20 protein-coding genes are annotated in these 22,288 nt (G+C 40.9%); 14 read left to right on the plus strand and 6 right to left on the minus strand.

The window, feature by feature from the left end; all coding sequences use genetic code 11:
* Positions 1-960, minus strand: coding sequence for a PDR/VanB family oxidoreductase (locus tag AOC35_RS00350; protein ID WP_108645236.1), 960 nt, complete (start codon positions 958-960; stop codon positions 1-3).
* A gap of 131 nt (positions 961-1,091) precedes the next feature.
* Between AOC35_RS00350 and AOC35_RS00355 the strand changes: the two genes are divergently transcribed.
* Entirely contained in the window at positions 1,092-2,372 is a 1,281-nt protein-coding gene (locus AOC35_RS00355) for a Rieske 2Fe-2S domain-containing protein (protein WP_245898382.1), read from the plus strand.
* On the opposite strand, the gene AOC35_RS00360 is transcribed toward AOC35_RS00355, so the two are convergent.
* The 3 genes from AOC35_RS00360 to AOC35_RS00370 all read right to left on the minus strand — a co-directional run bounded on the left by AOC35_RS00360 (position 2,373) and on the right by AOC35_RS00370 (position 5,395).
* A complete protein-coding gene (locus AOC35_RS00360; RefSeq protein WP_108645237.1) occupies positions 2,373-3,365 on the minus strand; it encodes a Bug family tripartite tricarboxylate transporter substrate binding protein in 993 nt (330 codons plus the stop codon).
* A gap of 27 nt (positions 3,366-3,392) precedes the next feature.
* Positions 3,393-4,190: an alpha/beta hydrolase family protein gene (locus AOC35_RS00365; protein WP_108645238.1), complete on the minus strand. Its 798-nt coding sequence runs from the start codon at positions 4,188-4,190 to the stop codon at positions 3,393-3,395.
* 146 nt (positions 4,191-4,336) lie between these two features.
* A complete protein-coding gene (locus AOC35_RS00370) occupies positions 4,337-5,395 on the minus strand; it encodes a Kelch repeat-containing protein (RefSeq protein ID WP_108645239.1) in 1,059 nt (352 codons plus the stop codon).
* 356 nt (positions 5,396-5,751) lie between these two features.
* Between AOC35_RS00370 and AOC35_RS00375 the strand changes: the two genes are divergently transcribed.
* From AOC35_RS00375 to phnE, 13 genes are all read left to right on the plus strand, one after another.
* Positions 5,752-6,906, plus strand: a complete 1,155-nt coding sequence (locus AOC35_RS00375; RefSeq protein ID WP_159077404.1) for an alpha/beta fold hydrolase — start codon at positions 5,752-5,754, stop codon at positions 6,904-6,906.
* Between the two features lie 143 nt (positions 6,907-7,049).
* On the plus strand, positions 7,050-8,123 hold the full coding sequence (locus AOC35_RS00380; protein WP_211307454.1) for an alpha/beta hydrolase family protein: 1,074 nt from the start codon (positions 7,050-7,052) through the stop codon (positions 8,121-8,123).
* 443 nt (positions 8,124-8,566) lie between these two features.
* Positions 8,567-8,947, plus strand: coding sequence for a VOC family protein (locus AOC35_RS00390; RefSeq protein WP_108645242.1), 381 nt, complete (start codon positions 8,567-8,569; stop codon positions 8,945-8,947).
* Between the two features lie 123 nt (positions 8,948-9,070).
* The gene (locus AOC35_RS00395) at positions 9,071-9,868 is read left to right on the plus strand and encodes an SDR family NAD(P)-dependent oxidoreductase (protein ID WP_108645243.1); all 798 of its coding nucleotides are present in this window, start codon (positions 9,071-9,073) and stop codon (positions 9,866-9,868) included.
* 135 nt (positions 9,869-10,003) lie between these two features.
* Entirely contained in the window at positions 10,004-11,017 is a 1,014-nt protein-coding gene (locus tag AOC35_RS00400) for a TRAP transporter substrate-binding protein (RefSeq protein WP_108645244.1), read from the plus strand.
* Positions 11,018-11,047: 30 nt separating this feature from the next.
* Positions 11,048-12,883 (plus strand): TRAP transporter large permease, encoded by a 1,836-nt coding sequence (locus tag AOC35_RS00405; protein ID WP_108645245.1) that lies wholly within the window; start codon positions 11,048-11,050, stop codon positions 12,881-12,883.
* 254 nt (positions 12,884-13,137) lie between these two features.
* Positions 13,138-13,692, plus strand: a complete 555-nt coding sequence (locus AOC35_RS00410) for a demethoxyubiquinone hydroxylase family protein (protein ID WP_108645246.1) — start codon at positions 13,138-13,140, stop codon at positions 13,690-13,692.
* Between the two features lie 108 nt (positions 13,693-13,800).
* On the plus strand, positions 13,801-14,952 hold the full coding sequence (locus AOC35_RS00415; protein WP_108645247.1) for an SUMF1/EgtB/PvdO family nonheme iron enzyme: 1,152 nt from the start codon (positions 13,801-13,803) through the stop codon (positions 14,950-14,952).
* A 54-nt stretch (positions 14,953-15,006) separates the two neighbouring features.
* Positions 15,007-16,047, plus strand: a complete 1,041-nt coding sequence (selD, locus tag AOC35_RS00420) for a selenide, water dikinase SelD (RefSeq protein WP_108645248.1) — start codon at positions 15,007-15,009, stop codon at positions 16,045-16,047.
* Between the two features lie 36 nt (positions 16,048-16,083).
* Positions 16,084-16,962 (plus strand): putative selenate ABC transporter substrate-binding protein, encoded by an 879-nt coding sequence (locus AOC35_RS00425; protein WP_108645249.1) that lies wholly within the window; start codon positions 16,084-16,086, stop codon positions 16,960-16,962.
* Positions 16,959-17,747 carry a phosphonate ABC transporter ATP-binding protein gene (locus AOC35_RS00430; RefSeq protein WP_425440618.1) on the plus strand — a complete coding sequence of 263 codons (789 nt, stop codon included), beginning with the start codon at positions 16,959-16,961 and terminating at the stop codon, positions 17,745-17,747. Before AOC35_RS00425 ends, AOC35_RS00430 begins: the two co-directional genes overlap by 4 nt.
* On the plus strand, positions 17,747-18,574 hold the full coding sequence (locus AOC35_RS00435) for a PhnE/PtxC family ABC transporter permease (RefSeq protein ID WP_108645250.1): 828 nt from the start codon (positions 17,747-17,749) through the stop codon (positions 18,572-18,574). Before AOC35_RS00430 ends, AOC35_RS00435 begins: the two co-directional genes overlap by 1 nt.
* A complete protein-coding gene (phnE, locus tag AOC35_RS00440) occupies positions 18,571-19,365 on the plus strand; it encodes a phosphonate ABC transporter, permease protein PhnE (protein ID WP_108645251.1) in 795 nt (264 codons plus the stop codon). The genes AOC35_RS00435 and phnE overlap by 4 nt, the downstream gene beginning before the upstream one ends.
* A 94-nt stretch (positions 19,366-19,459) precedes the next feature.
* Here phnE and senB read toward each other — a convergent pair whose 3' ends face one another.
* Both senB and AOC35_RS00450 read right to left on the minus strand, forming a co-directional pair.
* A complete protein-coding gene (senB, locus tag AOC35_RS00445) occupies positions 19,460-20,422 on the minus strand; it encodes a selenoneine biosynthesis selenosugar synthase SenB (protein ID WP_159077405.1) in 963 nt (320 codons plus the stop codon).
* 276 nt (positions 20,423-20,698) lie between these two features.
* Complete coding sequence (locus AOC35_RS00450; RefSeq protein ID WP_108645253.1) at positions 20,699-22,138, minus strand: glycine betaine ABC transporter substrate-binding protein; 1,440 nt, start codon at positions 22,136-22,138, stop codon at positions 20,699-20,701.
* Positions 22,139-22,288 lie beyond the last annotated feature (150 nt).

The following is a 22,288-nucleotide window of genomic DNA, read 5'->3' on the forward strand; positions in this document are numbered from 1 at the left end:
TTACCAGTCTAAAACTAATACAGGAGATTTTGACCTAGAAATACAAATGAGTATTTCAGACTGTTGTCTTGCCTGATCTAAAATAAAGTCACGATGATCCGCCACACCTTCGACTAATTTTACTAAGCAGGTACCACACGTTCCACTCTCACAGGAGCTTGGTAAAGATATTCCTTGCTCACGAAGAGACTCTAGGATCGTTTGATTGGCGGGGATCTGATAAATAAGACCACTGGTAGCATGTTTTACTTCAAAAGCTGAATTATCCTCTGCAGAGAGGGAGGGCTTGGTTTGTGCTGAGCCAAAATCTTCAAATCGAACGGTGCCTTCCTCCCAATGCCCGGTCATTCCTCTAACATCCTCCATCATGGCACTAGGTCCACAACAGTAGATGAGCCCATCTTTGGGCTGTGCAAGGAAAGGCCAAAAATCAAGTTGGTTGGAGAGTGAGCCTTCATCATGATGCAGAGTGAGTTGCTCTGGTTTCAGGATGTTTTTTAGTCGATTTAAATAAGGTGTTTGGTCAAAGGTGCGAGTACAGTAAATTAAATGGTAGTGATCATGTCCGATCTCATGAAGGTGTTCGATCATTGACAGAATCGGTGTGATACCAATGCCACCAGCAATAAAAAGATATTCATCGGCATTTTCGAGGTTAAAAAAGTTTTCTGGAAGACTGACCTGAATTTCTTGACCAACTAGTAGTTCGTCCACTATTTCTATTGAACCACCTCTGCCATTGGCCATTCTTTTAACTCCTAGCTCATAAGTATGCGGAGTATTCCCAGTTCCAATGAGGGAGTAGTGGCGATATAAACCCTGTGGTGTTATTACCTCGACATGAGCACCTGGTTCGAAGCTTGGTAATGGATTTCCTGTCGGATCGGACAAAATCAATTGATACACATCTCCTTCTAAAGGAGTTTTTTCTTGAACCACTAAATTCAAATATTTTTTCATAGAGATGATCTGGGTCAAATTAAAAAAGATTGACGTCTGTTTTTACAGGTTATACTATTCTAACTTAGGTACCTAAGTATTTTTACTTTTTTTGTAAAAATGACAAAAATTGATATGAATTGGAGAAAAGAGTGACCCCAGCAGAAAATGATTTACTTTGTTTAGTAGAGGGCGATGCGCCCATGGGAAAACTCATGCGTCAATTTTGGGTGCCAGCACTACTAAGTGAAGAGATTGAAATCGATGGCAAGCCAACTAGGGTAAAGCTATTTGGTGAGCCCTTAGTTGCTTATCGAGATAGCAATGGAACTGTTGGCCTAATGGGAGAGTTTTGTCCGCATCGTGGAGCGTCCTTAGTCTATGGTCGCAATGAAAAGTGCGCGCTAAGATGCCTATATCATGGCTGGAAAATGGATGCGGAGGGGACTATTCTTGAAATGCCCTCTGAGCCATCTGCCAGCCCACTAAAGCAAAAAATTAAACAAAAAGCATACCCAACAAAAGAGTGGGGAGGATTTGTTTGGGCATTTATGGGTGATCAAGCTAATATTCCAGAGTTTTTACCACCACCTTTTTGTCCTAATGAAAATACCAAAGTAAGTATTTCAAAAATTAAGATCCCCTGTAATTGGGCACAAATTACAGAGGGACAAATTGATTCAGCACACTCTTCAAGCTTACATTCATCAGATATGGTTCCAGCGCCTGTAGAATTTGGCCAAGCTACTGATACGCAATGGCTTCGACCCTCGACAGACAAATCTCCAAGATTTGAGATACAAGAAACAGATTTTGGTTTTCGCTATGCTGCGATTCGTCGGCCGATTAAACAGGCTACTACTCATGACTATGTACGAGTTACCGTGTACGTAGCACCGTTTATTAGTTTGATTCCACCCAACACTTCTTATCGAGTCGCAACCGTTATAGTACCGATTGATAATGAAAATACAGCCTTTCACTTTATCGCTTTTGGTGAAGGAGATGTCCCTAGTACCCAAAGTTGGAGAAAATTCTTATCAACAACTGTCGGCGAAGATCTGAATCCTGACTATACTAATCGTCGTCATCTTGGCAACGACTTTATGCAAGATCGTGAACTCATGAAGCAGGGTAATTACACTGGCATTAGTGGTATTCCGAATCAAGATATTGCTATGTGGGTAGGCATGGGCCCGATTGCGAATCGTTCACACGATATATTAGGAGCAAGTGATCAAGCGATTGTCACTTTTAGGCGTTTAATGCATGCCGCTGCGAAAGCAACTGGCGAAGGTAAAACTGTATTTGATCACTCAACAAGTACGATTTCGTTAGATCAGTTAAAAGCTTGGGAAGAAGTCGTTGATAAGGGTACCAACTGGAGATTACTAGGCGCAGCTCCTGAAGAGATTCAGGAACTGCAAAGCTGATTATTGCATCTTAATTTTTGCTTCGTTCATCAGTTTGCTGATGCGATCACTCTCATCTTTAACCCATTTAGTAGATTCTTCAGGACCTGAAATTTCGAATTCGATACCCATCGGTTTAAAGTTATCGACTACCTTCTGTTGTGCGGCAAGGGCTTTTAATTCTTGATTTAATTTTGTGGTGACAGAGTTTGGTACGCCTAGTAATCCAAAGATAGCAATCGTATGAACATATTCATATCCTGGAATATTGGCTCCAAGAGCAGGAATCTCGGGAGCCAGTTTTGAGGGTTTTACAGAAGCAGCGCCAATGATTTTTACTTTGCCATTTTTTTCAAAGCCAACTAAAGAAGGGTAGGCGGCAAAAACTGCTTGTACTTGTCCAGCAACTAAAGCAGGTACAGATTGGGAAGAGCCTTTATAAGGGATGTGATTGATATCCCAGCTTTGCGATATACGTAATGCTTCCATGGCCAGATGATGTGGACTGCCGATGCCAGAAGAACCATAGTTCACTACTCCAGGATGCTCTTTAATATAAGTCGAAAATTCAGTAAAGTTATTTGCCGGAACAGTTGAACTAATCGCTAAAAAGTTAGGAGCTTTGGCGACAATCGCAATCGGTTTGAAATCTTTTCTAGGATCATAGGAAGTATTAGAACTTAATAAATGGCTCGTGTTATAAGAAATCGTGTCTGTTACTAAAAAGGTATACCCATCAGCTGGCGAGGATTTTACAACTTGTCCAGCAATAATTCCGCCGGCACCTGGTTTGTTATCGACGATAACTGGTTGACCCAAACGCTCTCCAAGTAAAACAGCTAATTGTCTAGCAACCGTATCTGGAAGACCACCAGGAGAATAGGGCACAACAAATTTAATGGTTTGATTTGGGTAAGCTTCTGCCGCAAAACCAGTAACAGAATTGCAAAAAATGATAGAGATGAAGGCATTGAATGCCCATTTTAAGATGATTGTTGTCTGGAATTTTTTCATTTTAATGTTGTGGTTAAAGGTGAGGAATTAATCATTGGCTTGAAGTAGAGTTTTAATTGGTTCCGTTACTAATTCTACATTTACCGTGTCGTTATGTGCAGTATTTATCGCTGAAATATAACGAGCATTCATACCTCTTGAGGTCAAGGCAGCAATATATTCTTTAGCTAAATGTTCTCTAGTATTGTTATCGCTATCACCAGTAATTGCAATTACCTTGGTAGTTAAGGGTATAGTTTTATGAAAATTAATGGGAGAAAGTGAGCCCCAAGGTTGAGCTTGGTGATCAGAGCGCCATCTACTAATGTCACAAGGACAAGATAAAAGTAGGGCGCCATTTGCAATTCCTGGAGTTCGCCCAATCATGACACCCACAAAAGCAGCGCCACCAGAATGTCCCACTAATACTGTATTTTTTAAACCATAGTATTGTTTTAATGATTGAATAGCTGCAGTTATTTCATCAACATTTCCGGATGTGTAACTATCTCTGCGTCCATAATTGTAACCAGTCGATTCGTTGCCCTCGGCATCAAAATAACCTGGTCTTAGGATAAAGACCTTGATGACATCAGAAGGTAATTGAATATTTTTAGCTAAGCGTGGCATGCTAGTTACTGCCTTCAAATCACTTTGGTCGCCGTGGATGAAAACAACTAATGCAGAGGGTGTTGGGGCTAATGGATCTCGGAAGGTTGTAATAGCTAAGCAGTTATCAATACCTTTGACCTGAGTAAGCTTATCATCTTGGCACTTATCAGCAAACGAGATTTGACTGAAGAAGATTAAGAGCAAGAAGATAAACTGAAGAGGTAATTTATTCATCACAGTTTTATCCATTCAGGCATAGATGCCCTTAGTGAACCCACCAGAAAAAGAAGGTAAATGCTATCTAGTTTGGGAAAATAATTTACCAACGTAATATTAGAGTTAGGAATTTGTTGATAAAAAACTTAATAATAAATATAAATCTAAAGCTTATAAAATTCATGAGAAGGTATTGGAGAAGCCGCCCCTGGCATACCATCAGATTGGAAACTGCCACCAACTATATGTAGTTCATTCCCCATCATTGCAGCCGCAAAACCGTGTCGAGCGACCATCACGTGCGGCAGAATTTGCCATGTTTTCGTAGCAGGATCATATGCTTCAAATGCCCAAAAAGTCATTTTTCTCTTAGTGTCTTGATATTCCCCACCAGTGATATAAATTTTTCCGTTATAAACACCACCACCTACATCACTACGACTAGTTGGAGCGCGCCCGACTAATAACCAGGTATCGCTATTGGGGTCGTACTCTTCAATGACATCTGTAACATCGGCTGCAACTACAAAAACCGCACCAATCCTACCATTGATAGCGTATATTTTGCCTCCAACTTCTCCAGCAATAAAATGATTTCTTGGGGTTGGCATTGGTGTTCTTGAACGCCATTGATTCGTAGCAGGATCATATTCGTCAACATCTCCAACCACAATATGCTTATTAGAACCTCTAGGAATTGGTGTACCAGGACCATTCTTTGAATTTGATCTTGCGCCACCAATGAGATAAATCTTTCCCCCGGAAACTACTGCTTGCGCCGCGCCCCTTGCTTTAGGTAACGGAGCGATGGCTTTCCAAGTGTCACTTTCTGGGGAATACTCCCAAGCGTTATCTACAGGCTTCCATTCTTTTTCAGGGTTAGGTTTATTAAAACCACCAAACACATAAAGTTTGCCATTGTGAGCAACTAAAGCAATATGATGAGCTGGTAAAGGCATATTCTGAAGTTTTGTCCAAACTTTTGTTGCTTTATCGTACTTATAGCTTAAGCCTCTCGGTGAGAACTCAATGTCATCAAGTCCCGCCATCACATACATCGTATTACCTATAGTTGCCCCCACTAATTCACCTGATGCCTCAGGTAATGGTGGTAGAAATTCCCAGTTAGAAAGAGGCTGCGAAAAAGATAAGTTCATAGAACTCATAACACCCAATGTACTAGCAGTTAATAAAAAGCTTCTTCTTGAAAAATATTTTGGCATATCTATCTCCCTATTAGGTCAATTACAGTTTAGATAAGTTTTCACTTTTTTTTCGAAACGCTCAATCCTGAGTTTTATCTACAACGATGATTACAACTAAGTCTCCAACTTTTTTACTTTCAGGATGTCTCACTTTTTTGTATTGAAATGAGAGTAAGGTACTCTATCCTGTTAATTTATATCCTACTTTAGAATAAATCGTATCAGAATACAATAACCCTCAAAGCCGTCTCGTACAGTTAAGTGATTCTAATATCGAATCACTAATCATTTTCTTGACCTTACTTGCTGTTCAGCTAGAATGTGGATAAGCTTGCAAAGTTGAGACAAGCACATAGATGAAGGTGAGACACATCATGTTTTATAGATGCTTTCAAAAAAAATTTCTATTTTGGGCAATGTTGTTTTTCGGGTTAATGTTTAATATTGCATTTGCTCAGGAAACAGTCCTTTCGATAGATTCTTTCGTTCCGCATGTTTCGACTGTGCCCGCTAATCAAAATCAAATTGTTGGATTACATTTACGCGAAAGAGTTTTAGAGAGTACAAAAAAAGCCATTGAAAATGGTTCTAAGCCAGAAATAGTATTGTTTATTCATGGGGGCTTTTCACCTGCAACGGTGGCGTATGATTTAAATTACAAAGATTTTTCTTGGATGGAAAATTTAGCAAAAGAAGGTTTTGACACTTTCGCTTTGACGATGACTGCTTATGGAAGCTCTCCTCGGCCTTACATGGATGATCCATGTAATGTCGACCCCAAGCAACAATCTATTCTAATTCCTCACATTTTAAAAGCTCCTTGTGCTCCTCATTACCCCTTTAAGCTCGTATCCAGCCAAACTGAATGGGACGAAGTTGAGACAGCAGTCAAACATATTTTAAAAATAAGAGGTGTAGACAAAATTAATCTTGTTGGATGGTCAACGGGTACTCCAAGAATTGGTGGTTTTGCTGCGAAGCATCCTGAGATGGTTAAGCGCATTTTATTTTTAGCGCCAGCACCCTTTTTTGATCAGGATAAACCACCTACTGTCTTCCCAGAACCTGGTGCACCAGTCTTACTTCAGACAAGGGAAAGATTGGAAGGGGAGCGCTGGATGGCTGATGTTAAATGTAGTGATCAAATTGACGACAAGGATATCCGTGATGTGATGTGGCGCGAATTAATGCTTGTTGAGGGAGCAGGGGCTAATTGGATACCTGGTGGTGTGATGCGTGCACCCAATCGAATGAATTATGGTTGGCGTGAAAATGTCTCAAAAATTAAGGCTCCTACACTGATATTGTTGGGAGAATTTGATAATTTCGAGGCACGACTCGACGCTTGGAAAGCCTTGACTGTTGAGAAAAAAGCTTTTTTAAAAATTGCATGCGGATCTCATTATTTGCAATATGAAAGGCAACGTCCCGTTGTTTTTAAGGCAACCAAAGAATGGTTTATACATGGCACAATTAACGGCAAAGACAGTGGCTATTATTCTGCAGATTCAGTTGGAAATATAAAATGAATTAGGTCTCAAATGTATGTGTCGGTAAAATTGTTTAGATAGAACACATCGACTAATCCACCGAACCTAACACTGTTCGATGTCTCTAGGCTTTATGTTATTCTTTTTTACAGTAAAACAGAGAATTACTTACAGGAGACAAAATGAAGTTGTTCAAAAAAAGTATTGTTTTTATCTTGAGTTCAGTGACGCTATTTTTAGCGTTAGAAACAAATGCTCAAAGCACAGCTTTGAATTTCAAAGTTACTTCTTTGGGCGATAAAGTAATTAATGGCCCATTGTCTCTTGCCAAGCAAGGTAGTTTTTTTGTGGGAGGTAAAGATATTGAATCCAATACACTCTCAACACTACCGGCATATGCTCAATCCGGAACTATTACGGTTGATCAAATGTATGTGCGTTATCAAACTCCTTTGAAAGCACAAAGTAATTCTGTTGTGTTCATCCATGGATGTTGTCTGACTGGTAAAACCTGGGAGTCGACTCCTGATGGACGTATCGGTTGGGATGAATATTTTGTTAAGCGCGGTTTTCCAACTTATGTCATTGATCAGTCCGGTCGAGGTAGATCTGCGGTAAATGCCGCTGCAATGAATGCAACTAAAATGGGAAAAGAAACCCCTGATCAACTTCCAGTAGTATTTGCGGCTAGTCATGAATCCGCATGGGCAATCTTCCGTTTTGGTGCGGAATATCCAAAGATATTTGATGGGTTGAAATTTCCAATTGAAGCGCAAAATAGTTTATGGCAACAAATGGTGCCTGACTGGATTAATTCAATGCCTACTCCAAATCCAACAGTACCTGCTTTGTCACAGCTTTCCAAGCAATTGAAAAAAACAGTATTAATTAGCCACTCGCAATCTGGAATTTACCCTTTTCAAACTGCGCAATTAAGCACGGATGGGATTGCCGGAATTATTTCGATAGAGCCTGCAGCATGTCCTGCCGCGAATAGTGATTTAACTCCCTACATCAAGATGCCTCTGATGGTTTTATTCGGTGATTATGTTGAGTTATCACCGCGCTGGGCACCTAGACTTAAAGCGTGTCGTGAGTTTATAGAAAAGACGAATCAAGCAGGTGGTAAAGCAGAGTTACTCGTACTTCCAGAAATTGGTATCAAAGGAAATTCGCATATGCTGATGCAAGATACTAATAGCATTCAGATTGCTGAGATTCTCAGTTCATGGATAGAGACAAGATTAGGTAAGTAAGCTCATTTGCATAAGCTTCGATTAAAGTTATTATCTTGGCTAGGTATTTCTATAGAGCGTATGAAAATAAAGTCGCTAAAGTAATCAACTTTAGCGGCTTTATTTAATTAGGGGGTAAATTGTTTAAAGCACCTCTCAAGCATTTTTTCAATTTACATGATTTAATATAAAACTTATTTAATTTCGTCTTCTACCTTCTAATTTATGCCGCGCCGAAACTCACCTAATCAAATACAAGACTTAGATGATTTAAGTAAATTAAATGAGATTATCATTGATAAGCGTAGCCTACAGCGTTCGATTGCAAAAAAATCTCGTCGTAATCGACACTATGAGAAGCAATTCATCCGTAACACGATTATGCGTTCTTCCCAAAGCGAATCTTTAAAGTAAGCATTCTAAAGTTTTATTTGTAAATTAATTCAATCATTTATAGGAAAACCATGTTTAGTCATATCATGCTGGGTGCAAATGATCTTGAAGTTTCAAGAGATTTTTATGATGCGGTATTAGGAACCTTAGGAGTTAAGCCAGGAAACTTTAGTCATAATCGATATTTTTACCGTAGTGCAAGTGGTGTTTTTGCTATTACAAAACCCCTTGATGGTAATGCAGCTACTTGTGCTAATGGCGGCACAATCGGTTTTAGTGCCAAGTCAATTGCTGAAGTAGATGCTTTTCATGCCAATGGTATTGCTCATGGAGGAAGCATGTGCGAAGGTGAACCTGGTTATCGCGAGGGTGTGGCAGGTACAGTCTATATAGCCTGGTTAAGAGATCCTGCTGGGAATAAGATTTGTGCATTGCATCGACCTGCGAAATAAAGTTGTCTTAGCAAAAAGCTTTACTGATTGAAGCTTTGTTAATAAAACTTTGGTTCATAAACCCAAGTTGAAAATGCTATGATAAAAATTTAGTCTCCAAAACCTTACTTTTTTAAATTAAAAATGTCGACAAATCATACTCAAGAAACCAAAGTTGCAGTTGTAACAGGTGGCGCAAGAGGAATAGGTTTAGCCATTGGCGAATGGTTCTTAGCCCATCACTATAAAGTGGCGCTCTTAGATATTGATCGAACAACGCTTGATGCAACAATCCAGCGCCTTGACAGGTCGGATGATGTAATTGGTATTCACTGTGATGTTTCTGCCGAAGAAGAAGTAATTGTTGCTGCACAAAAAGTCCTTGATCAGTTTGGATCTGTTCATGCACTCGTGAATAATGCCGGGGTTGCCATCTTTAAACCAGTTTTAAAAACCTCTTACGCTGAATTCAGAACGGTCATGGATACGAACTTAGACGGGACATTCATTTGTTCACAAATCTTCGGCGAGATGATGGTTAAAAATGGTGGCGGTGCTATTGTAAATGTGGCTTCGATATCTGGTTTGAGAGCGAGCACTTTGAGGGTAGCTTACGGCACTAGTAAAGCTGCTATTATTCATTTGACAAAACAATTTGCTGTAGAACTAGGTAATTACAAGGTTCGGGTAAATGCTATTGCGCCAGGTCCTGTAGATACCGAAATGGCTAAATTAGTTCATAGTGTTGCAATTAGGGCAGATTATCATGACACGATTCCACTTGAGAGATATGGTACTCCGCAGGAAATGGCAAACACCGTCGGTTTCTTGTGTAGTTCCGAGGCATCTTATATTAATGGACAGGTTTTAGCCGTTGACGGGGGCTTTGATGCCTCAGGGGTTGGTTTACCTACATTGCGGCGCAATATGCAATCAGAATAACCAGAAATACAGTTGGGTTTTCCCTTAATTCGAACCAATACAATCAATCCTCATATTAGAATGATGTTTCAGTTACATTATTTGAAGTTATTGAATGACTAGTAGCAATCTTATTTGCAAATAAAAGGAGACAACATGACAGTTACAAGACGCGATTTTATGAAATATACTGGTGTGGCGACTTTGCCATTAGTAACTGGTACAACTTTTGCCCAAACCGCAGAGTTTAATATGAAGTTTGGTTGTAATTTGCCAGCAACGCATCCTCTTAGCACTAGTGCGATGAAAATGGCGGAAAAGATCAAGACTGAGACTAAAGGTCGGGTCAATATTCAAGTATTTCCCTACAATCAATTAGGTAATGATACCGACATGTTGTCGCAATTACGTTCTGGCGCCTTAGACTTTATGACTCTGTCGCCGCTTATTTTGGGTTCTTTAGTACCCCTTGCACAGATCAACGGCGTTGGTTTTGCTTTCAAAGATTACAAACAAGTTTGGGCAGCCATGGATGGTGATCTTGGTGCATTTGTGCGTCGTCAAATTGCTGCGACTGGTACGATTTTTGCCTTTGATAAGATTTGGGATAACGGATATCGCCAAATAACTAATAGCGTTCGACCAATTGAAAAACCAGAGGATTTAAAAGGTGTAAAGCTGCGCACTCCTCCAGGACCGATTTGGGTTTCTTTATTTAAAGACCTCGGTGCGTCACCTACACCTTTAAACTTTGCAGAGGTCTATTCTGCTTTGCTATCAAAAGTCGTTGATGGTCAAGAAAATCCCTTAGCAATTATTTCTACAGCAAAACTGTACGAAGTACAAAAGTATTGCTCTTTGACAAATCATATGTGGGATGGTTATTGGTTCATGGGTAATAAGAAAATTTTTGAGGGAATGCCTCAAGATTTACAAGCGATTATTACCCGAAATGTTGCTGAGGCAGCAGCTTTGCAACGAGCTGAAGTTTATAAACTTAATGAAAGTTTGGCCAACGACTTAAAAGCCAAGGGAATGGCCTTTAACAATGGCAATACAGATGCTTTCCGCGAAAAACTTAGACAATCTGGTTTTTATGCAGATTGGAAAAAGAAGTTCGGCGATGAGGCATGGACACTACTTGAAAAATATACCGGTAAACTTTCCTAAAAGTGGACTGGTTCTTGAAAGTAGCTTCTTTTGTTTAATCAATTAGTTGTCGGAATTAAATGGTTTGAGTCTGTCGTTTTCTCTATCGTTGAGGGGGTGGCAGCTCTGCTTGTTCTTGCCTGTGTCACGATATTATTTTCAGGAGTAGTAGGGAGATATTTTTTTGATTCCCCGCTCGTTTGGTCTGATGAACTAGCTTCCATATTATTTTTATGGCTGGCGATGATAGGTTCTGTCATTGCCTTGAAACGGGGTGAGCACATGCGGATGACTGCATTGGTGAGTAAACTCAGCCCTGCAAAAAGACACTACCTTGAAGCAATTGCAATGGTGGCATGTTTGTTTTACTTAGCTATCGTTCTTCTACCTGCTTATCACTTTGCCTTAGATGAAGTGATGGTAACTACACCCTCCCTAGAAATCTCTAATGCTTGGCGGGCGGCTGCTATTCCGATTGGAATGTTGCTGATGATCTTTTTTTGTCTTTTTCGTTTGGGTACTTTAGGCAGTTTAAAAACAACCCTTTTTGGAGTTTGCCTTACCTTATTGATTGCTGGCATTTTTTATGCTTGCAGTCCTTGGTTGGTTCCTTTAGGAAAATATAACTTACTCATCTTCTTTGTTGGGGTCGCTGGGTTTTGTATATTAGCTGGGGTGCCGATTGCATTTGCCTTTGGACTCGGTACCATCGCTTATTTGGGTTTAAGTACCCGTTTGCCTTTATCCGTTGTCGTTGGTCGCCTAGATGAGTCGATGTCGCATATGGTACTTTTGGCAGTACCTTTATTTGTTTTTCTGGGGTTATTAATGGAAATGACAGGTATGGCACGGGCTATGGTTGCTTTTCTCGCCTCTATGTTGGGTCATGTCAAGGGGGGCTTATCTTACGTATTAGTGGGTGCCATGTATTTAGTTTCCGGTATTTCGGGCTCCAAAGCGGCGGATATGGCAGCGATTGCACCCGCTTTATTTCCCGAAATGAAACGGAACACCCCGCCAGGAGAGTTAGTCGCTTTACTCGCGGCAACTGGCGCTCAAACTGAAACCATTCCACCAAGTTTAGTTCTCATCACGATTGGCTCGGTCACTGGCGTATCGATCACAGCATTATTTACTGGTGGGATGCTACCAGCCTTTATTCTGGGCTTGATTTTGTGTATGTTGGTTTGGTGGCGCAATCGTCACACACCAATAACAAATACTATCAAACCATCTGTTCGTGTCATCAGTAAGCTTTTTGTCATTGCGCTTCCTGCACTACTCTTACCATTTGTGATTCGTGCAGCAGTGGTAGAGGGTATAGCAACAGCCACCGAGGTTTCGACGATTGGAATTGTGTATGGACTTTTTTGTGGGCTGATAGTTTATCGACAATTTGATTGGAAACGTCTTTTACCTATGCTTGTGGATACTGCCTGTTTATCGGGTGCGATTCTTTTGATTATTGGCGCTGCCACGGGTATGGCTTGGGCTCTAACGCAATCTGGCTTTTCCCAAGTAATTTTAAAAGTGATGACTGATCTGAATGGGAGTTGGCAATTATTTATGCTAATTTCTGTTTTGGTATTTATTGTTCTCGGATCAGTACTCGAAGGAATTCCTGCTATTGTTTTATTTGGACCATTGTTATTTCCCGTTGCGCGTCAGCTAGGTATTAATGAGGTTCACTACTCGATGGTAGTCATTCTATCAATGGGCGTTGGCTTATTTGCTCCACCATTGGGGGTTGGTTATTACGCCGCATGCGCGATTGGAAAGGTAGACCCTGATGAAGGTGTGAAACCAATTTTGGGTTATTTAGTTGCGCTATTTCTGGGTATCTTAGTGATTGCATTAGTACCTTGGTTATCTACTTGCTTTTTGTAGCACTATTCTAAATTCCATCAGAATTGCATGATTTTCTGGGATTACGTAGTGAATCATGCAATAAACATGATTAGTGTCTAAGCTATAAAATACTTAAAACTTAGTGATCATTCAAACTAAGACAACAATATAGAAAAGCTAAGTCAAATCTTTTTTTGATTTTAGTAATTACCTTCGATAGTAAAAATGAGATTGATACAAAAGATGAAACAGTTTTATGACGAAGTAATAAGTTACATCAGGGCATTTTTAAGATGAGTGCCTTGCCTGAAGCTTACTCAAGTCCTTATTCTCAATATTTAGAGCAAGAATTACGCTCTGATCATGCAGGCGAGACGGGTGCTGTCTATATCTACAAAGGAATTATTGCAGTTGCAAATTTGCGAAAAGATCAAGAACTCCTCTATTTTGCAAAACACCATGGGAGCACTGAAGCTGAGCATTTACAATTAATAGAGTCTGTTTTAGAGAAAAAATTTCATAGCAGATTGCTAGGACCTTGGCGCATTGCAGGATGGCTAACGGGTGCAATACCAGCATTATTTGGTAAAAAAGCCGTCTATGCAACGATTGATGCAGTTGAGACATTTGTGGAGCAGCATTATCAGCAACAGATTGATTACCTCCAAAAGAAAGGTAGTCATGAGGAAATACTAAAGTTGTTAATACGTTGCCAAGCTGATGAAATCGATCATAAAAATGAAGCGAGATCAAAGGTCACACCCCCTCCTTCCTTTGTTCTTAAATGGTGGTGTGCTATGGTTGGTGGTGGTTCAGCAGGAGCTGTTTTGCTGGCAAGGCGCATTTGACATCTTCCCCGGCCAGAACGACGAGGTTTTCCGCATGATTGGATAAAGCGGTTATCAAGATATTTGCACTATTATCAAAAATTAATGATTTTCATTTACTGAAGCCTAATGACATATTTTGATTATCTGAGTTATGCGCCTTGGCCGTCGCCAATCAATCTGTTAAAAGATTTAGAACGCTCCACTCATGTAACGCAAACTATTATTCAAAAACTAGATCCGGGGCAAGAACAGGTCCCTTTATTACCTCAGTTAAATCCTCCCTACTGGGAGTTTGGGCATCTGATTTGGTTTCATGAATTTTGGGTTCATCGCCATGGGAAAGAATCAAACCCTTCTTTTCTAAGTCAGGCTGATACTTTATTTAATTCATCCATCATTAGCCACAATGATCGCTGGTTGGCAAAAATACCTACGATCGATATTTTGATGAGTTATTTTTCCGAGGTGATGGCGCGTACTTTTACCATCCTAAAATCAGGGTCTGTGAGCCCTGAGCAGGCTTACTTTATTCAGTTAGCTCTCTATCATGAGGATATGCACAATGAAGCATTTGCTTATATGTGGCAATCGTTGGGTTATAGTTGGCCACTTGAGCATCCTCATCGCTCCATTGAAGATCATCAGACTTACTTTGAGCCGCGGTATATCCGTATTCCGGAATGCCAATTGCAACTCGGATCAGCCCAAAACACCGGTTTTATCTTCGATAACGAAAAATGGCAGCATGAAGTATCCGTTCCTCAGTTTTCAATTTCAAGTCATGCAGTGAGTAACGGTGAATATTTAGAATTTTTAAAATCCCTAAATGATGCGAAGATAAGTTCCACAGATCATCAACCAGCGTATTGGAAAAAAGAGGGGAATGATTGGTTTGAACGCTTCTATGATCAGTGGTTAGCGATTGATCTCAAAGCACCTGTTCGACATATTTCTGCTCAAAGCGCAGAGAAGTATTGTTTATGGAAAGGTGTTCGTCTGCCCACAGAAAATGAACTCAGTATTTTGATGGCATCAGTTAGCGAGCAATGGCAACCCTCTAGTCTATGGGAGTGGACCAGCAGTACTTTTGAGCCTTTTGAAGGGTTTAGCTCGGATCCTTATCAAGACTATTCGGCGCCTTGGTTTGATGGTAAACATCGGGTTTTAAAAGGTTGGAGTAAGTTCACTCCGAACTATCTACGACGCTCCCAATTTCGCAATTTTTATCTACCCTCCAGAAGAGACTTTTTCTGTGGCTTTCGTACCTGTTTAGCCTAAATTAGGTAAAATTTGATATCTATCCTGCCCCTACTTTAAATTGAGTACATTAATATGACATACAACGGTCGACTTACCTCCCTTTCTCACGGCGGGGGCTGTGGTTGCAAAATTGCACCTGGTGTTTTAAGCGATATTCTTAAAGCTTCTCCCATTCGCCAGATACCTGCTGCACTTCTTGCAGGCTCAGATAATAATGAGGACGCAGCTGTCTATCAAATAAATGAACATCAAGCGATTGTGGCGACTACGGATTTCTTTATGCCTATTGTTGATGATCCTTATCAATTCGGGCGGATTGCTGCTACCAATGCGATTTCAGATATTTACGCCATGGGGGCACAACCATTATTTGCACTTGCTCTCTTAGGTATGCCAATCAATGTTCTTCCCTTGGATGTAATTCAGCAAATTACTGCGGGTGGTGAGTCAGTTTGTGCAGAGGCCGGCATTATGATTGCCGGTGGTCACTCGATCGATACAGTAGAGCCCATTTATGGATTAGTTGCCATTGGTATAGTAGATCCTAAGAAGCTAAAGCGTAATAGTGGTGCAAAGTTGGGCGATAGCATCATCCTTAGTAAACCCTTAGGTGTTGGTATTCTTTCGGCGGCTTTGAAAAAGGAGCAACTGTCTGATGCTGCTTATCAAGAGATGATTGCATTAACCACGAAGCTCAATAAGCCAGGTTTAGCACTATCGCAACTTGATAGTGTGCATGCACTTACAGATGTGACAGGATTTGGCTTAGCAGGGCATTTGTTGGAACTGTGCCGTGGTGCAAAGCTATCAGCTCAAATTCAATGGGATTCTATTCCATTTGTTGCGGAGGCGGTCAAACTAGTGAAAGAAGGTATCTATACTGGTGCGTCTCCACGTAACTGGCTAGGGTATGGCCATGAAGTTGCGATGAACTCACATTCTGATGATTGGCAGAAGAATTTATTATCCGATCCTCAAACTAGTGGTGGTTTATTAATTTCTTGCAGCCCTGAAGCTACGAACCAAGTATTAGAAATTCTCAGATTAGATGGTTTTTCAGATGCTCAGATAATAGGTCGTTTTGAACAAGGCTCAGGAATTTCTGTAGTTTAACCATTACTTTTTCAACTCAATAGAAAGCACCAATAAATGAAACTCAATATATTCAAGTTGAAATTTTTTCTCAGCCTCGCATTTGCGATGATTTGCTTTAGTGGATTGACGCTTCAAGCGAATGCACAAGCTGTGTTACGTGTCTCAGCAATTCCAGACGAATCCCCAACGGAGTTGCAAAGAAAATTTCTACCCTTAGGTGCCTATTTATCGAAAGAGACTGGCATGAAAGTCGAATTCACACCTGTAACTGACTATGCCGCAGTGGTTGAAGCGCTAGCAACTAATAAAATTGATATGGCTTGGTTGGGCGGTTTTACTTATATCCAAGCAAAAATTCGTACCAACGGTGCCGTCAAGCCTATCATTCAGCGCCTTGAGGATGAAAAATTTACTAGTAAATTTATTATTCCGGAGGGTAGTTCAGTAAAGTCTTTGGCTGATTTAAAAGGTAAAACGATTGCCTTTGGTTCACCCTCATCGACCTCAGGTCACTTAATGCCACGTTTTTACTTAATGAAGGCAGGTATTAATCCAGATGCAGACTTTAAGAACATTGCTTTTTCTGGAGCCCATGATGCTACGATTGCCTTTGTTGCTAGTGGTAAGGCTGATGCAGGCGCTTTAAATGCATCTGTTTGGGATAAATTATCTGAAGCCAAAAATCCGAATACCGAAAAAGTTAGAGTGTTATATACAACGCCTCCCTATCATGACTATAACTGGACAGTAAGAGGTGGCTTAGATGCCACACTGACTAAAAAGATTAGCGATGCGTTCTTAAAGTTAAATGCGAATGATCCTGCTCAAAAAGAATTAATGGATCTACAAAGAGCCAGTAAATATATTCCAACTAATTCATCAAATTATGATGAGATTGAAAAAGCTGCTATTGGTGCTGGCTTAATAAAGTGAAAAACATCGCTTTTTCATTTAAGAATGTCAGTTTTACCCATAGTAATGGCCAAGAGGCGCTAAAAAATATTAATCTTAGTGCCTCTACTGGAGAGTCAATCGCGATTATTGGTTCATCTGGTTCTGGTAAAACCAGTTTGCTTCAATTAATAGCAACTTCACTGCGCCCAAGTACTGGTTCAATGGCAGTATTCAATGTTGATCCATGGGCGATATCAAAAGGACAATTACAGCGTTTACGCTCGCAAATAGGCCTCGTGCATCAAGCGGCCCCAATTCCACCAAGGCAAAGAGTGATTACCGCAGTATTAGCGGGTCGCCTTGGTCAGTGGCCATTTTGGAAATCTCTTGTTTCTTTAATTTACCCAGTAGATATTTCAGGTCCACAGTTATGTCTGCAAAAACTTGAACTTGCAGATCGTCTTTTTGACAGATGTGATCGCCTATCAGGAGGTCAACTTCAAAGAGTAGGAGTTGCCCGCGTCCTTTACCAAAAGCCAGATTTATTGCTTGCCGATGAGCCTGTGTCGGCATTAGACCCCGTGCTCTCTGACTTAACGATTCAGTGTTTATTGGCAGATGCTCAGACTAGAAATGCCTGTTTTGTGGCTAGTCTACATGCTGTAGATATTGCTTTACGGTGGTTCCCACGTATTATTGGCCTACGCGATGGAGAGGTCTTTTTTGACTTGCCAGCATCTGAAGTGAGCGAGAGTTTGTTACAACAGCTTTATGCAGCTGAGCGAGGCGTCTTACCAAAGCAAGATAATGTGAAAACACTGTAATGAACAAGGTACATCACCCCAGAGATCCTGCTGCGCTCAGACGTTTTTTGGTGACGTGTGTTGCAGTTGCAATTTTATGGCAAATGATGCAATTGGCACAGTTTGATGTACTTGCATTATTTGAAGAGCGCAATCTCAAAGTTTTTGCTAACTTCTTAGTTCAGTTTTTCCCACCGAATCTTCAAGCTACATTTTTAATGTTGGTACTCAAGGCCACTATAGAAACTCTAGCGATGGCAACCGCTGGGATTGCCTTGGCATTACTGATCGCAGTCCCGCTCGGATTAATCATTACTTACAGTCTATCAATTTCACGTATTGGCCCAGCCTCAGGACATCAATTCGCAAAGCTTGGTAGATACCTCGCCCGAATGCTCATGTTATTTCTTAGAGGTATTCCAGAAATTATATGGGCTTTACTGTTGGTAAGAGTGTTTGGTTTAGGTCCAGTTGCAGGTGTGCTAGCAATCGCAATTACTTACGGGGGTATGCTTGCAAAAGTGTATTCCGAAATTTTAGAGACAGAAAATACCCTTCCTGCTAGAGCGCTACTGCTGCAGGGTAGTGGTCGTATTAATGCGTTTTTATATGGACTTTTACCGGGCGCCTCACAAGAGCTAGCTTCCTACACCATCTATCGCTGGGAATGCGCAGTTAGAGCCTCGGTCGTGATGGGTTTTGTGGGTGCAGGCGGACTAGGTCAGTTAATGGACCAGTCGATGAAGATGCTCAATGGCGGTGAAGTATCTACCATACTGATCATGTTTTTGTTGCTTGTTTTACTTGCAGACTACATCAGTCTTATCATTCGTCGGCTCCTTGCATGAACCATTATCCTGCTCGCAAATTTTGCCTAAAGTGTCTGATTACGCTCCTATTAATTGCGCTTTTCATTGTGGCGAGCTTTGCATATCTCTCATTTAATCCTCTAGCTTTGTTTACTGAACAAGCGATGGGTGATATCGCTACTTATACAGGGCGCTTTTTCCCACCAGACCTCACTCCTGCATTTTTGCAAAAGGTTTGGAAAGGCTTATTGCAAACTCTGGCTATTTCTGCTTTATCAACCTTATTAGCTGCTATTGCTAGTCTTTTCTTAGCACTTCCTGCGGCTGGACAGTTTGGTTATACAGCAAAAGTGATTACCCGTTTTCTCTTAAATTTTCTGCGCTCGGTACCGGAACTCGTTTGGGCAGTATTAATGGTGTTGGCGGTAGGCTTAGGACCATTTGCCGGAACCTTAGCCCTTGCTCTTCATACTACTGGTGTACTGGGTCGTTTATTTGGTGAGACTTTAGAAAATCACTCTCCTAGTTCAACTAATGCACTCAGATTAGCTGGTGCAAGTTATACCCAAGCATTTATGTATGGAGCTTTACCAGGCATTTACTCGCAACTTCTTTCTTATAGTCTTTATCGTTGGGAAATGAATATTCGTATGGCGACGATATTAGGATTTGTGGGTGCTGGAGGGCTTGGGCAAATTCTGTACTATGAACTCTCACTATTGCATGAGCAGCAAGCCTCAACAGTCATTATGGCAATGCTTGTATTAGTGATTGGCGTCGATATGATTAGCAATAAACTTCGCAGAGTACAAATGCATAGCCTTGGCTAAATACTGTCATATGAAAAAGAATTATTGACGTGACTCAAGGATATTTATCTGACTAATATTCAATAGCTAAAATTATTGTTAGTCTTTGTTGCTTCTAAGCAGGCTTTAATATCTGCTCAATAAGTTTTTGTATAGATCTTTTCTCTAATTCCGGTTCGGTAATCTTCTGTCGTTTAGAAATCGCCTGACATAATTTTTGGTAGAAGGCTGGATTAGTCTCAGCCTTGGTGAGTAGCTTGCTTAAGGCGACTTTATCACCTACAGGATAGTAAGCAGGGTAGGACTTACCCAATAAGCCCCGATTGCCCGGGATGTCTGACGCAATGACAGGGATGCCAATCGCAATTGCTTCAGACACTACGTGAGCGCCACCCTCCATAATGCTGGAAATGATCATCACATGAGAGCGGGAGAGCCACTGTAAAGTTCTGGAATGACTGAGTTGTCCTAACCACCGATAACGAACAATATTTTTTTCAATAGTGTTTGCCTGTTGTTTAAATACCGCACTCATGGCCTTCCCAAGTTGCACAAGTTGGATCTTGCTGTCCGAGGGTAATAGAGGTAAGCACTGCGCCGCACAAAAGGGATCTTTCTCTGCACGCAAATGACCTATGATGCTGGCTAAAAAATGACGTTTTGGGGGTGTTTTTCTAGTAATACTTTTTACTGACTGGTAAATCACTTGGACTTTATGATGAAATTGCTTAGGTAAAGAATGAATGGCGTCTGGCTGAAGAACCACAATCGCATCAGCCATCTCCATGGACTTGACTACTTTTTTTGAGTCTTTTAAGTCACGGTAAATATCTGTTCCAGTCATGATCAAGACGACAGGGTGATGCGGATGGACTTTCTTAAACCGTTGAATAGAGTCATGGCTTCGAAGTCCGTGGAGTGCAATTAGAACATCACATGACTCTCCAGACCACTCTTCTGTAACGGTACTTTGATAATTTAAGATTGATAAAAATTTATGCCACCGCAAAGCAGTAATACGGTTTCCGTGCAGAGTGCCAGGAGGGGCAGGCGTTACGATTTCGATGCGCGTTTTCAAGTCAATATTTTCTGATTAGCTGTGGTTTAAATTTTGTATTTAAAAGATTTTAGGTTAGATCGAAAAGATGCGCTGAAGCAATTGGTTAAGTTCCCACCTTGCAGACCAAATTAATGAAGAGGATATTGCTTTGAATCACCAATTAGGATACAAGGATCTATTGCATAGTGTATTTCAGTAAATCTAATTTCGTTTACCAAAAAGCAGCGTAAAGCCCCTTGATTTATCTATGGGGAGTAGTCAGTTCTAGCACCATCAAACCACTATAGTTATTCATTAGATTTTTTGGGTTTTTCTTTTTGGTGTAAGTAAGACTTGAGCAAGCAGTGCCAAAATAGCGGCCGGTATGGCTCCAGAAAGCATCAATGCAGAATCGTTTACTGCTAGTCCAGCTACTATTCGATCGCCAAATCCACCAGCTCCTACTAATGCTGCAAGTGTACAAGTACCTACCCCAATCACAGTTGCCGATGCTAAACCATTTAATATAATCGGCCGAGCATGTGCTAGCTCTATGAAAAGTAACAATTGCCTTTCGTTACATCCAAGTGCTAAAGCGGCTTCTTTTAAAGTAATTGGCACCTCCATCAAACCAATATGGGTCGCATTGACAATCGGTAGTAGGCCATATAGAAATAAAGCTAAAACGGCTGGCACCGTTCCTATTTGACCTAGAACAGCGATCAAAATAGTCAGCAATGCAAGTGAGGGTATGGTTTGTAAAATGCCAACGCCTCCCAAAATCCAATTCGTATATCGGGACCTGCGGTGAGCAAGAATACCAAGAGGAACGCCGACTAACAGAGCCATGGTTGAAGAAAGAACCACCAGCAGAACATGAGTGCGGAGGGCGATAAAAAAATCTGGACCAAAAAGCAATTTGAAAAACTTTGAGATCTGCGATTGTTCAGACTGCTTGTCAACAGACGAATCTAAAAACCCCCGCGCCACTTTTTCAAAACTAAGGCCAGATTCAGCTTGTCCATTGAGCTTTGTCATGGTTGATTCATTTAATTTTCCCACTAAAACTTGAAGTGGCTTCTCATTGAAATCTGAGCGCATCAAAAGTATTGCGTCATAGCGCGGAAATGCCTGTCTGTCATCCTCTAATAAGATGAGACCTTTTTGGGTAATCGCTGCATCCGTCGAGTAGGCATCAACAATATCGGACTCGCCACGTGCTAAGGCGTCGTAGGCTAAGCCATGTTCTAACACTTTCATTGGTTTTATTTTTATGTCATAGGCCTTTACAAGGGTAGGCCAGCCATCGGTTCTGGTCTTAAATTCTGGCGATAAGGTGATTCGAAGTTTGGATTGCTGCTCTGCAGTCAGGTTTGAGATGTCACTAATTCGTTTAAGGCCTAGCACTTTTGCTCTATCGGCCTTCATTGCAAGCGCATAGGTATTGTTAAAGCCAAGCGGTATGGACACCTTTAAGTTCTGGGGGGCAAGCCAAGAATTCAGCTCACTGAGTGAGGCTTGGGTTTCTGGGCGTTTTAATATCTCTCGCAAAATTGTGCCAGTGTATTCTGGATAGACATCAATCTGTTTAGTTAATAGTGCTTGAACGACAATCGCAGTATTACCAAGACCTTGTCGATGCTCAGCTTGTAATCCGGCATCACGCAATGTTAGGTTAAGTATTTCTCCAAGGACATAGCTTTCTGTAAAACGTTTTGAACCAACGACGGTATTATTTTCCGTAGGTTGAGCCATAACTGAGCAGTTTATTGCTAGTCCAAGACTAATACTGAATAAAACTCCTAAATGGAGGATATGTTTCCTAAATTGCAAGCGAGATTTTCCTAATCAAAAATGTAATACCCCATAATAAAAGCCTTTAACTAGTTTTGCTTGGCCTTCTGA

Origin of the sequence: Polynucleobacter rarus (genome assembly GCF_003072505.1) — a bacterium.
Classification (GTDB): Bacteria; Pseudomonadota; Gammaproteobacteria; order Burkholderiales; family Burkholderiaceae; genus Polynucleobacter; species Polynucleobacter rarus.